Source organism: Lewinella sp. 4G2 (assembly GCF_001625015.1).
Classification (GTDB): Bacteria; Bacteroidota; Bacteroidia; order Chitinophagales; family Saprospiraceae; genus Neolewinella.
This window is the reverse complement of the sequence record NZ_LVWJ02000014.1, coordinates 2877752-2890843: the sequence shown is the minus strand read 5'-3', so window position 1 is coordinate 2890843 and position 13092 is coordinate 2877752. Positions and strand designations below refer to the sequence as shown.

The following is a 13092-nucleotide window of genomic DNA, read 5'->3' as shown; positions in this document are numbered from 1 at the left end:
GTTTGCGTTAGCGAAAGTACGGATAAAATTCAGGCACCCTACTTCGTAGGAGAACCAGACCGCTACTTCCGCGCATCCTTCTCCCCCACCGGTACCGCGATCACCGGCACCTCAGCCGCCATGATCATCCGATTATACGCCGGGACCTTCTCCTGCATCACCGAGCGATACTTCGCCAACTCCACATCAATAGCCGCCGTCATCTCCGCCTTCACCGCGTAGGAGGACGCTGTCGGTTTGAAGGTACCAACGCCGACGAGGCTATTCAAATGAGCAAGTTTATTCGTCAGCCGGATGGGATAATTGAGCGGATCCTGCCCGGAACGGTTTTTGGTTTGGTACAGCGTTTCCTCCACCTCGGTTAACTCCTCGATGATGGTCTTGCCGAACGCCTTCAACTCCTCCGCGGAATCTTCGGGTAAGCGAGATTGAAAGGTCTTGATCTGGTCGCGGACCTCCCGCAAGTCGATGATGGCCTGGTGGGCCTCACTGACCTTATCCCGCACCTCCTTCATGAAATTGAACTGGGCCAGTTGGTCCGCCTCGCTCGCCGTCACGCGGGGGTCTGCCTTGACGGTGAATTCGCGGGATTGCTCGTTGCCCTCCGTACCAAAGGTGGCCACGTAGTCGCCGGGCAGCGCCATCGGCCCGCCGGTGCCCGCCCACCAGAGGATCATCCCCGGCACCTTGGTACCGGAGGGATAGCGAAGGTCCCAGTTAACAACCTGGCCACCGGGCTTCAGCTCCAGCATGTTATCCTTATCGGTGGTGGTCCACTCGCGGATGACCTCCCCACCCTGCTCAATGCGGAGGAAATATTCATTGGTATCCTTGGCCGTGTCCTCCGTAAGCCAGAGGTGGAAGTTGACGCCACCGGGGTGGTTCTGGCCGGACGTCCGGCTACTGCGCGTTGAGCCACCCATCCGCCAGGCGTCGGCGGGTTGGAAGAGGTGGAAGGCAGCGTCGGCGGCAACGTCCTTCAACTGCGTTAGTATCGTCAGGTCGTCCAAAATCCAGAAGGCGCGACCCTGGGTAGCGACAATGAGGTTGTCGTCTTTGATCGTCAGATCAGTAATGGGGACGATGGGGAGGTTTTGCTGAAAAGGTTCCCACGAGCGGCCGGTATCGTAGCTGATGTGCAGGCCCTTTTCCGTCCCCGCAAAAAGGATATTCGGTGATTTGCGGTACTGACGAACGACGCGGGTAAACTCATCACGCGGGATGCCAGCGTCGATCCGGTTGGCCTTTTTGCCGGAATCCGTCAGGTGGTAGAGGTAAGGGGTGTAGTCGCCTGATTTGTAACTGGTGCCAGCGAGGAATACGGCACCCTCCCGAGCGTCGTCCACTTCGACGGAGTTCCACATGATGTACTTCGGTGCGTCGCGTGGGGTGACGTTCGTCCACTCACCGTCGGCGCTGCCGGGCGTTTTCACGTGGACGAGGCCGTCGTCCGAAGCCGCCCACATCAAACCGGGCTCGCGATGGCTTTCGGTGGCGGCGAAGATGGTCGCGTAGTATTCCACGGAGGTATTGTCCTTCGTAATGGGGCCTCCGGAAGGGCCGAGTTTTTCGGCTTCGTTGCGGGTGAGGTCCGGGCTGATGATCTCCCACGTCTCCCCTTCGTCCGTGCTTTTGTGGACGTGTTGGCTCGTAGTATATAAGGTCTCACCATCGGCCCCGAAAAAGATGGGGAAGTTCCACTGGAAGCGATATTTCATCCCTTCCGCACCGTGGCCCATCGGGTTATCCGGCCACACGTTGATGGCGCGGCGTTGGCCCGTCGCGTGGTCGTAGCGCGTGAAGAAACCGTCGTAGCTGCCGCCGTAGACGACGTCCGGATTATTGGGATCCGGGGCGATGTGGGCGGATTCCCCACCGGCGGTGCTTTCCCAGTCGGCTTCTCCGATGGTGCCGCCGTCCGTCCGGTGCGGGATGCGGATGGTTGAGTTGTCCTGCTGCGCGCCGTAGATGCGGTAGGGGAAGTGGTTATCCGTCGTTACCCGGTAGAATTGGGAGGTGGGTTGGTTGTAGTAGGTCGACCAGTTTTCGCCCCGGTCGAAACTCACCTGGGCGCCGCCGTCGTCGCCGATGATCATCCGTTCGGGGTTTTCGGGGGCGATCCAGAGGTCGTGATGGTCGCCGTGGGGCGCACGGTGGAATTCAAAGGTCTGCCCGCCATCCAGGCTGTAGTGGTAGTTCACGTTCATGACGTAGACGCCGTCGACGTCCACCGGGTCGGCGTAGATCCGGGTGTAGTACCAGGCGCGTTGGCGGAGGGCGCGGTCGTCGTTGCGTTTGGCCCAGGTTTCGCCGCCGTCGTTGCTCACGAAAACGCCGCCATTTTCGTTTTCGATGATGGCGTAGACGCGTTCGCCGTCCACGGGGCTGATGGCCACGGCGTTGATGCCCCAGGTGCCGCTCGGCAGTCCTTTTGCGGAGGAGATATCCAGCCAGGTGTCGCCGCCGTCCGTACTTTTCCAGAGGGCGCTCCCTTCACCTCCGCTGGAGAGGCTGTACGGCGTTCGGCGGATTTTCCAGGTACTAGCGAAGAGGATCCTCGGGTTGGAGGCGTCGATGTCCAAATCCACGGCACCTGCGGCAGCGCCCGCAAAGAGAATGCGTTCCCAGGTCTGGCCACCGTCTTTGGAGCGGTAAACGCCGCGTTCTTCGGTGTCTTTATAAAGGTCGCCCATCACGGCAGCGTAGACGAGGTTCGGGTCGTTGCGGTCCACGCGGATGCGGCCGATGTGGCGCGAGTTGTTGAGCCCCGTTTGTTGCCACGATTTCCCCCCGTCGATCGATTTCCAGACTCCGTAGCCGTAGCTGACGTTTCCGCGCACCGTCTTCTCCCCGCCCCCAACGTAGAGTACGTTCGGGTTGCTGGGTGCCACCGCGATCGCCCCGACGGAGCCGCCGAAATAGCCGTCGGAAACGTTCGTCCAGGTCTGGCCACCGTCCTTGGTCTTCCAAACGCCGCCGCCGGTTGCCCCGAAATAGTAGAGGTTCGGCTTGCCCGCCACGCCCGTCACGGCACACGATCGCCCGCCGCGGAAGGGTCCGATGTTGCGGAATTGGAGGGAACTGGTTTTCGCCATCGCCTCCAGTTCCTGGGCGCTGACGCGGGTGCCGAGTGATTGGGGGAAGGGGATTTGGGCGAGGAGGAGGGCTAGGAGGAGGAGGTAGCGCATTTTGGGCGTGATTTGAGGGGGAAGATAGGGATGGGGTGGATAATTCGCCTAGGGTCGTCGGTCCTTCGGACCTTGGGACCCTGGGCTAATGGGGACCCTTTCAGGGTCCAACTCAGTAAATTTGACACAATTCGTGTTTATTTATAGAATTATGTTTAATATTACGTGAAAAACAAACAAAACTACAGCAGCATGGCACAATCACTTTCCCGGATCGTCATTCATTCGGTCTTCTCCACCAAATACCGGAGGCCGCTAATATCTTCTGAGTTCGAGCCCGACTTATATCGCGAGATGACACGGATTCTTAAGACGTTGGATAGCCACGTCATTCGTATCAATGGCGTAGAGGACCACGTCCACATCATCCATACGCTACCGCGGACACGGTCGATAGCAGAGTTGATTCGGGAGGTCAAGAAGAAGTCGACCAAGTACATAAAATTACGCCACTCTCACTACGATTGGATCGGGTGGCAAAATGGCTTCGCATCATTCTCCGCCCACTACGCGAACCTCGATGAGCTGACGGAATACGTGGAAAATCAAAAGCTTCACCACGCTTCCTCAGCGCGAAATAGCTCCTTTCAGAGTGAATTAATCGGTCTGCTAACTAGGCATGGCGTAGAGTTCGATTTACGATACCTCTTCCCACCAGACCCTGAAGTACTGGCTGCCTAGTACGGGCACACAGGACCCTGAAGGGGTCCCCCTTAACCCAGGGTCCCGAAGCCGAAGGCTGAAGACCCTGGGTATTCGAGGACACCTAGGACGCTAGATCCTGAAGGGGTCCCCCGAAACCCAGGGTCCCGAAGCCGAAGGCTGAAGACCCTGGGTACTCGATGACACCTACGGCGCTAGACCCTGAACAGGTCACCGTAACCCGTGTTCCCGAAGCCGAAGGCTGAAGACCCTGGGCTTTCGATGACACTTAGAACGTTAGACCCTGAAGGGGTCCCCCGAAACCCAGGGTCCCGAAGCCGAAGGCTGAAGACCCTGGGCTTTCGATGACTTCTAAACCCACCCTCCCAAAAAACCAAACCCCCACCCCACCGTTCCACCAAAAAAGGAACCACCCCATGCCCAAAACCCTCCGCCTCATCCTCGGCGACCAACTCAACCAACACCACAGCTGGTTCAACGAAGTCGACGACGACGTCACCTACGCCCTCTTCGAAACCTGGTCGGAGGCGACGTATACAAAGCACCACGTCCAGAAGATCACGGGGTTCTTCCTGGCGATGCGGCACTTCGCGGAGTGGGCTCGGGACGCCGGCCACCAAGTCGTATACCGAACGCTCGATGAAACGCGGGAGGCGCAACTGGAATCCATTAGCGATAACCTGCTAGCGCTCGCTGAGGAAATCGGCGCTAAGAAGTTGGGCTACCAGCTACCGGATGAATACCGGCTAGACGAAGAGCTTAAATCATTATCAGAAAGTTTTGGAGGAGTAATCGAAGTGGTAGATACCGAACACTTTATGTCCACCCGCGACGACCTGGAGGAGATCTTCAAGGGGAAGAAGACCTACCTCATGGAGACCTTCTACCGGACAATGCGCAAGCGCCATCAGGTATTAATGGATCCCTCCGGCGAGCCAGAAACCGGGACGTGGAACTACGACCAGGAAAATCGGGGCTCCCTGCCCAAGGACATTGTTTTCCCCGAAGCCAGCATCTTCGAGCGGGACGCCAGCGACATCGTCGCCATGATCGAACGCAACGGGATCGAAACTATGGGGCGGATGCGTGATAACCTTTTCACCTACCCCGTCACCCGCAACGAGTGCCTGGAGGCGATGCACGATTTCTGCGATAACCGCCTCCAATTCTTCGGCACCTACCAGGATGCGATGACGGAGAAGCACCCCCTCCTCTATCACGCTAACTTGAGTTTCGCGATGAACCTCAAGATGATTTCTCCAAAGGAGGTGATCGACGCGGCCATCGAGACCTACCGCAAACGAAGCAGCGAGATCACCTTTAACCAACTAGAGGGCTTCGTCCGTCAGATCATCGGCTGGCGGGAATACATGCGCGGGGTCTACTGGGCCAAGATGCCGGAGTTCTCCTACAAAAATGACCTGGACCACCAGCTTAGCCTCCCCAAGTGGTACTGGACGGGCGACACCAAGATGAACTGCCTCTCCCACGCCGTTAACCAGAGCCTGGACAACGCCTACGCCCACCACATCCAACGCTTAATGGTGACGGGGAACTTCGCCCTCGTCCTCGGTGCCCACCCGGACGACGTCGATGCCTGGTACCTCGGCGTCTACATCGATGCGATTGAATGGGTGGAAATCACCAATACGAGGGGGATGTCCCAACGCGCCGACGGCGGTCTAATCGCTACCAAACCCTACTGCAGCAGCGCCAACTACATCAACAAGATGAGCGACTACTGTAAGAACTGCCACTACGACCACAAGAAGAAAGTCGGCGAAAAGGCCTGCCCCTTCAACTCCCTTTACTGGGATTTCCTGGAGCGCCACCGTGACAAGTTTGAGAAGAATTTTCGCATGGCTTTCATGTACCGGACCTGGGACAAAAAGGATGGGGAAGAGAAAGCCGCCATTTTGGAGCGGGCGGAGTGGGTGAAGGCGCACCGGGAGGAGTTGTAGGTAGCAGCTGATTAGACGATGCTTACCTTCATGGTCAGCAAATGCAGCTGACATGCGAGAAACACTAGACGGAGATTTAGCGAGCGATTCGCGTATCATAATGATTGCCTCGAAGCAACGCCGAGCTTATGCATTCGCACTGGACCTTCTGTTTTATTTTTTCTTCTCAACCTTGACGTACTGGTTGATGATGGTAACGCTTCATCAATTTCTCTCGGCGGAGGCTCTTATTTTCATCGATAGCCATTTGCCTGGCTTGATCTACCTTCTTCTGTACTTTTTGTATTACGTGATCAGTGAATCACTACTGAGTGGCCGGTCTCTCGGGAAGCTTATAACCAAAACACGTGCTGTCCGACTTGATGGTTCAAAAATCTCTTTTACTCAGGTGTTAAAACGGTCACTTTGCCGGCTGATCCCACTGGAACTGCTGTCCTATTTTGGAGACGAACGGCCTATTGGCTTACACGACCGTTACAGTCAGACGCTGGTGATTGAAGTGGGATCTGTCTTAAATGAGGACCTACTTTGATAGCAATACTGTTAAGGCTCGGGCTATAAAAATAGAATTAGTCGGTCGGTGCATGGGCCTTCCCTTGAGATGTATGTCAGCCTATGACTTCGAAAATCTGCTTACATTTAAACCACACCCCACCTAGAAATGCTAAACGACACCCTCCTAGACCAAGGCTTCTCCGACACCACCCCCTACGAAAACTTCCCCATCGCCAGCCGCGGCAAACGCTTTTTGAATTACCTCATTGATTACGCGGGGTACACCGTGCTTGGCCTAGTTATCGGAGTTATTTTAGGTGCCATTTATCCTGAAATTTTGGATACCGCCCTATTCGATGAGAACAATCAGATTACGGACTACTTGCTCGGCGCGCTACTGATCATCATCTATTACCCACTTACCGAAGGTCTGCTCGAAGGCAAATCACTGGGCAAGATGATCACCAAAACAAGGACGGTGAAGCGGGATGGCAATCCGGTGTCCATGGAAGACATCATGATTCGGACGATTAGCAGAATTGTCCCCTTCGATCCTCTCAGCTTTCTGGGCAAAGAGCCCATCATCGGCTGGCACGACAAATGGTCCAAAACCATCGTGATTGATGAGAGCGATAAGTCACGGGGAACCTCCAATTGGGACTAATGCCGAATTTCCATCGCTCCTGCGTTGATTTTCCCGTAGCTACTCAACATCCCCTAAGCTGAAGCCTTAATAGATAAGCCGCCGCGAACTATCTTCGCGCCCGGTAACCAACCCGCTAAATACAATAGCCCACATATGAACCTCCACGAATACCAAGGCAAATCCATCCTCGAAAAGTACGGCGTCCCCATCCAGAAGGGCTACGCAGCCGACACGGTGGAAGAAGCCATGGCCAATTACGATAAACTCAGCGCGGAATCCGGCAGCGAATTCGCTGTCATCAAGGCGCAGATCCACGCCGGTGGCCGCGGTAAGGGCGGTGGAGTAAAACTGGCCAAGAACCGCAACGAGGCCAAGGAGCACATCTCCAACATCTTAGGCATGCAGCTCAAAACGCCCCAGACCCCCGGTGGAATGGACGGCGAAGGCAAGCAAGTCAACAAGATCCTCGTCGCCGAAGACGCATACGCTCCCGACTTTGACGCCTGTAAGGAATACTACGTATCCATCCTCATGGACCGTGCCCGCAAGCAAAACGTCATCATCCACTCCGTCAAGGGTGGTATGGACATCGAGGCCGTTGCGGAAGAAACGCCCGAGCTCGTTCACAAGACCTACATCGATCCAGAACTCGGTCTCCAGGGTTTCAACGCCCGGGAAGTAGCCTTCAACCTTGGTCTCTCCGGCCAGGCGTTCAAGAACATGACCAAGTTCATCTACAAGCTCTACGCCGCCTATCTCGGTGCGGACTCCGCTTTGATCGAGATCAACCCTACCCTGCACAACGCCAACGACGAGATCATCGCCGTCGACTGTAAGTTCAGCGTCGACGCCAACGCGCTTTACCGCCACAAGGACATTGCCGCCATGCGCGACAAGACCGAAGAAGACCCCACCGAAGTGGAAGCCGGCGAATACGGCCTCAACTACGTTAACCTCGACGGCAACGTCGGCTGCATGGTTAACGGTGCCGGCCTCGCGATGGCGACGATGGACATCATCAAGCTCTCCGGTGGCGAGCCCGCCAACTTCCTCGACGTAGGGGGTACGGCCGACGCCGAACGCGTGGAGAAAGCCTTCCGCATGATCCTGCGCGATGACAAGGTGGAAGCCATCCTCATCAACATCTTCGGCGGCATCGTCCGCTGTGATCGCGTCGCTCAGGGTGTCATCGATGCCTACCAAAACATTGGTGACATCAAGGTTCCCATCATCGTGCGTCTCCAGGGTACCAATGCCGTGGAAGCTAAGAAGATGATCGACGAATCTGGACTGAACGTGAAGTCCGCCATTACGCTGCAGGATGCGGCTGACGTGGTGAAGTCGGTGCTGGCGTAAAGCGCTGGATTACAGAAATAGAAAGCCCTCGGTGACAATGTGTCGTCGGGGGCTTTCTTATTTAGTTAGGGGTGCTTTAGCTACGCTGCTACTTCGTGGTGGTGCTTTGGTATTTTGGTGCTTTGGACCAAAGCACCAAAATACCAAAGCACCAAGTCCTCACTCCGCCAGGTATAGGTCAATCTTACTAACCACCGGCATCAACTCCCGTAGTTTCCTATCATTACTTAGGATCTGCATTTCCTCATTGTACTCCAATCGCTTGCCGTCTGCAGTTAAGGCATCGCCGATGAAGAGGAAGGTGCCTTTGAGGTGGCCGCCGTCCCAGTCCATCACTTCGCCGGCGTTTTCCCAGTTGTAGCTCATCAGTTCGAAGGGTTTGCCGTTGGCTAGTTGCACTTCGGCGAGGGTGCTGCCGACGCCCACGTTCGTGCCCGCTACCTTCCAGTTGCTATCCGCGCGCTCCAGTTGGATGCGGAGTTCCTTTGCTTCGTAGGGGTTCTCCTCAGGGAAGGCGATCAGGAATTCGTTGGCGGTATTTGGGTAGACGCGGTAGCCTTTTAGTACCAGACCGCCGGGTTCGTCGAAGTCGGCTACTTCGTATTCGCCGGCAAATTTTTCCTTGAATTCGGCAACGGTGGTGCCTCCGTAAATATCCCCCAGGCGGACGCCGGGCACGATGCTATTGTCCTTGGTTTTCAGCAGGCTTCCTTTGATGGTAGCGGGGTCATCGAAGGTGAATTGGATCTCCTCCAGGTGCACGCCCAGTCCGAACAGGCGGTCATCTGCCGTACTCACGGTATGGTCTCCGTAGAGCGTTTCCGGGATGGTATCCAGCTCCAGGATCTCCTGCTCGAACATTAGCGAGCCACGTAATCCCGTTAGGTTTCCGCCCTTCCAATTCGTGATGGCGCCACCGTAATCCCAGCCCCAACCGGAGAATTCGAAGTGGTCGCCATTAGCTTCAATCAGCGCGTCGAGGGGTGTGCCTACACCTACGTTGGTGCCGGCGAATTTCCACGGCCCGCCCTTCCGAAAAACCTTGATGGACATCGTCGGCAGCCCCATTTCCTCACTGGGCAGCAGCACTTCAAATTCAGTTTCCCGTCCGCTCTGCACGCGGTATCCGTCCACAAACTGCCCCTCACCGACGTGAATCTTGGCCTTGATCAGCTTATTTGGGTAGAGAAAATTCAGGTCTTCGGGGCGGGTGAAGTAATCCATCCGGCCAAAGCGGATACCCGGTTCGAAGGTATACGGAATGGGCGCTGCCGCAGGTGCTGTGGGAGTAGGTGGTGCAACCTGGGTACTGGTCCCCGAGCTGACGTCCCCAACCTGATCGTCCGTTTTGCAACCGACGAGGGAAAGGATTAATACGGCGAGGATCGGCAAAAGCGGGGAAGTGTACTTGAACATGGGTCGGATCATTCGCGTAAAAGTATTGTCCGCACGGATAAGCCCGATCCTTTAGGCCCCAATTTCTTTGCACCTGCGGCAGCGCCATCTTCCAGACGTTGGATTTTAGATTTTCGATTTTAGACGGGCGTCGAACCTGAATACTTGGAAAAGGTCCGCGAGTCCGCTTTGCGTCAGAAACCGTGACCGCAAAATGAGCGGGAAGGCTGGCAGCGGACTTACCTTTGTTTCTAAATTATCTCGATCCATGCAGAAGATCTTACTCGCCCTATTCCTCCTGAGCACCGCCTCGCTTTCGGCCCAGCCGGATGAGTACCTGACCGGTTTAGTTGACTTCCTGAGCGTCCAGTTCACGTTGCCCGACGCGACCTATCCTTATTACGATAACGAGGATGATTACCGCCGCAGATCGGGTGCCTACAATTTGGCCCGCACCTCGGAACCCGTGACCGGGCAGGAGTTTTCGGAACTGATCAACCTGCGGGTAAGCCGCTCCTTTCCCTTTGCCTACGAGGCCGGGTGGAATGTGGTGAACCAGGAACCCATTCAGCAGGGGGATAAGGTGCTTTACGTGATCTACCTTCGCGCTAAACCCAACGCAACGAACGACGCGACGGCCAGGGCCAACCTCTTCATTGAGCGGTCTACGGACTTCCGCAAGGAATTTGAAATCCCCATTGATCTAGACGAAACCTGGCGCCGCTACTTCATCCGGATCGACGCCCAGAGCACCTATCCGAAAGAAAACCTGGTTTTCGGCCTCCACGTAGGTTACCGCGCTCAGAACGTGCAAATTGGTGGCCTCGCCGTGATCAACTACGGCCAGGATGTTCCCCTGGAATTGCTTCCCGAAAACCTGAACGTCAGCGAATACGGAGGTTTTGAAGCCGACGCCCCCTGGCGCGCCGAAGCCGCTCAGCGGATCGAGAACATCCGCAAAGCCGACCTCAACCTGACCGTGCTGGACGTAGATGGCTCGCCCCTCAGCAACGCCGACGTGGCCGTGAATATGCAGAACCACGAGTTCAAGTTCGGTACGGCCGTAGCTGGCTCGCGCTTCCCCGGTGGCCAGCGTTACTCTCAGACGTTCGTCCGCAACCTCTTTGACCTGGACGGGAAAGGGCATGGTTTCAACGCGATCGTTTTTGAGAATGACTTCAAATGGCCGGGTTGGGAACAACAGTGGGTGACCACCAACTCCCAGATGCGCCGCACCGTGAGCTACCTCGCCGACCGTAACATCCACATGCGCGGCCACGTATTGCTGTGGCCGGGCTGGGACAATATGCCCTTCCGCATGGAGAACAACGCCGGCGACCCGGACTACCTCAAGGCTCAGATCGAAAACCACCTGGTCAAAATGCTGGAGACCGAAAACTTCGACGTGCCCGTCACAGACTGGGATGTCATCAACGAGATCAATACCAACCGCAGCCTGGAAGGCGCTCTGAAGGGCACCCCCGGTTACGAGACTGGCCGCGAGATCTACGCCGAGGTATTTAAGCGCGCCCGGGAGCTCGCCCTGGAGGCAGAACTGGTCCTGAATGACTACGTAACCATCAGCGCCAAGAATGAAATTGGCAGCCTGATCTACGACCAGTATCAATCCTTCGTACAGGAGATCGTGGACGCCGACGCACCCATCACCGGTATCGGCTTCCAGGCCCACATCGGTGGTAGCCCCAATAGCATTTACGAAGTGGAGGACATCTACGATGACTTCTACAACCGTTTCCAACTCGACCAAAAGATCACGGAATTTGATATGCGGACGCCAACGGACACCTCCCTGGCTAAAGCTTACCTACGGGACTACCTCACGATGACATTTAGCCACCCGAGTATGGACGCTTTCATGTTCTGGAACTGGTGGGACGTCGATACCTGGCAGAACCGGGGCGCTAACCTCTACTACGCCAACTGGGAAAAACGCCCCACCCACAAGGTCTTTACCGACCTCGTCTTTAACGACTGGTGGACGGACGAAACGGTAACGACCAACGGGTCCGGCCAGGCCGATCTCCGGGGCTTCAAGGGGGAGTACACCATCACCCTGATGTGTGGCGACCAGGAAGTGACCACCCGCATGAATCTGACTGAAGACAGCGATATGACGCTGGACTGCGCGCAATTGCTGACCAGTACGGAAAGGCCACAACTACCTACGGGTAGCGTCAGCATTTTTCCCAACCCCGGGCGGGGGGCGATCACCCTCAGCAACAACCTGCCCCTACAGTTGGAGGCTACCCTTTACGACGTAAGCGGCCGCCAGATTTGGGAAGGCACCCTGCGCCACGGCGCCACTACCCTCGATATCTACCTGAACGCTGGCAGCTACCAACTGCGGTTTACCGATGGCGTGCGGACGGGAACGGAGCAAGTGATCCGTTGGTAAGTCATTTCTGAATTGATTCGCAGCAACCGCTTTCATCCTGGTGATGAAAGCGGTTGCTTACCTTTGGGTGACCTTAAGCCTAAAATTTCGTCCAGAGTTGCGGACAGCCTTAGTCACAACAACACTATGAACAAGTATTTTTTACCTCTTTTGGTCTTTTGTGGCCTGAGTACCTCGTTGTCCGCCCAAGCGGACATCACGATTCGCATCCCGACGGTTGAAATCATCACCGCTGACCCGATCGTCTGTATTCCCGTCATCGCGGATTCCTTTCCGGATAACATCGCCGCCATGCAATTCTCGCTGAGTTGGGACGGCGATGCGCTTGATTTCGCCGAAGCCCGGCTGGGCGACAACCCCTTCAATTTCGTGGGTAACGACGCAATGATCTCCTCTACCGATCCGGCCAGCTTCAATGTCTCATTTGTATCCGAGACGGCACGCGGCTTTACCGTTGCACCCGGCGCTGTGATGCTGGAATTGTGCTTTAGCCGGGAGGACAAAAAAGAAGGGGACTCCCCCATCTACTTTAGGGGCATGAATGCACCGGAATTTGGTGATCAGGATACTTTCCAGCCGCAACCTTTTGATACGATCCCCGGGCGTCTGACTTACACGGAGGCCCCCTCTGGCATCTTTACGCCTACAGCCGCTGAACCTGATTGGGGCGCGCGAGTCAATATCTTTCCCAACCCCTACCGCAGTGGACCCGTCACCATCTCGGGTGACGACTTACCTACCTTCTCCGATGTGACTGTCTTCAATATGGAATGCCGTGAGATACGCCACTATAAGGGAGACGTCCGGAAGTTCAACCTCTCAGCGCTGGCCGCCGGTGAATATGCCATTCGTTTACGCGCGGACGGACAAGCAGTGACGCGGAACTTTATTAAGCTTTAAACGGCCCAACTACGCCTTGGTAACGATTAATAAAAAAGCCCCTTCCGATTTACTCGGAAGGGGCTTTTCTAT

General features: G+C 56.1%; 9 protein-coding genes. 7 read left to right on the top strand and 2 right to left on the bottom strand.

The window, feature by feature from the left end:
• Positions 1–62: 62 nt before the first annotated feature.
• A complete protein-coding gene (locus A3850_RS12065) occupies positions 63–3188 on the bottom strand; it encodes a glycosyl hydrolase (protein ID WP_076639949.1) in 3126 nt (1041 codons plus the stop codon).
• A 192-nt stretch (positions 3189–3380) separates the two neighbouring features.
• Here A3850_RS12065 and tnpA point away from each other — a divergent pair, with 192 nt between their 5' ends.
• From tnpA to sucC, 5 genes are all read left to right on the top strand, one after another.
• Complete coding sequence (gene tnpA / locus A3850_RS12060) at positions 3381–3869, top strand: IS200/IS605 family transposase (RefSeq protein ID WP_076639948.1); 489 nt, start codon at positions 3381–3383, stop codon at positions 3867–3869.
• Between the two features lie 398 nt (positions 3870–4267).
• Positions 4268–5812 carry a cryptochrome/photolyase family protein gene (locus A3850_RS12055; protein WP_068216827.1) on the top strand — a complete coding sequence of 515 codons (1545 nt, stop codon included), beginning with the start codon at positions 4268–4270 and terminating at the stop codon, positions 5810–5812.
• Between the two features lie 52 nt (positions 5813–5864).
• The gene (locus tag A3850_RS12050) at positions 5865–6344 is read left to right on the top strand and encodes an RDD family protein (protein WP_068216825.1); all 480 of its coding nucleotides are present in this window, start codon (positions 5865–5867) and stop codon (positions 6342–6344) included.
• Positions 6345–6473: 129 nt separating this feature from the next.
• Positions 6474–6971, top strand: a complete 498-nt coding sequence (locus tag A3850_RS12045) for an RDD family protein (RefSeq protein WP_068216823.1) — start codon at positions 6474–6476, stop codon at positions 6969–6971.
• A 135-nt stretch (positions 6972–7106) separates the two neighbouring features.
• Entirely contained in the window at positions 7107–8309 is a 1203-nt protein-coding gene (gene sucC, locus A3850_RS12040) for an ADP-forming succinate--CoA ligase subunit beta (RefSeq protein WP_068216821.1), read from the top strand.
• A gap of 159 nt (positions 8310–8468) precedes the next feature.
• Here the strand turns inward: sucC and A3850_RS12035 are convergent, their stop codons facing one another.
• On the bottom strand, positions 8469–9737 hold the full coding sequence (locus A3850_RS12035; protein WP_157501099.1) for a hypothetical protein: 1269 nt from the start codon (positions 9735–9737) through the stop codon (positions 8469–8471).
• Positions 9738–9972: 235 nt separating this feature from the next.
• Here A3850_RS12035 and A3850_RS12030 point away from each other — a divergent pair, with 235 nt between their 5' ends.
• Together A3850_RS12030 and A3850_RS12025 are read left to right on the top strand one after the other, a co-directional pair.
• A complete protein-coding gene (locus tag A3850_RS12030; RefSeq protein ID WP_068216815.1) occupies positions 9973–12120 on the top strand; it encodes an endo-1,4-beta-xylanase in 2148 nt (715 codons plus the stop codon).
• 126 nt (positions 12121–12246) lie between these two features.
• Complete coding sequence (locus tag A3850_RS12025) at positions 12247–13020, top strand: hypothetical protein (protein ID WP_157501097.1); 774 nt, start codon at positions 12247–12249, stop codon at positions 13018–13020.
• Positions 13021–13092 lie beyond the last annotated feature (72 nt).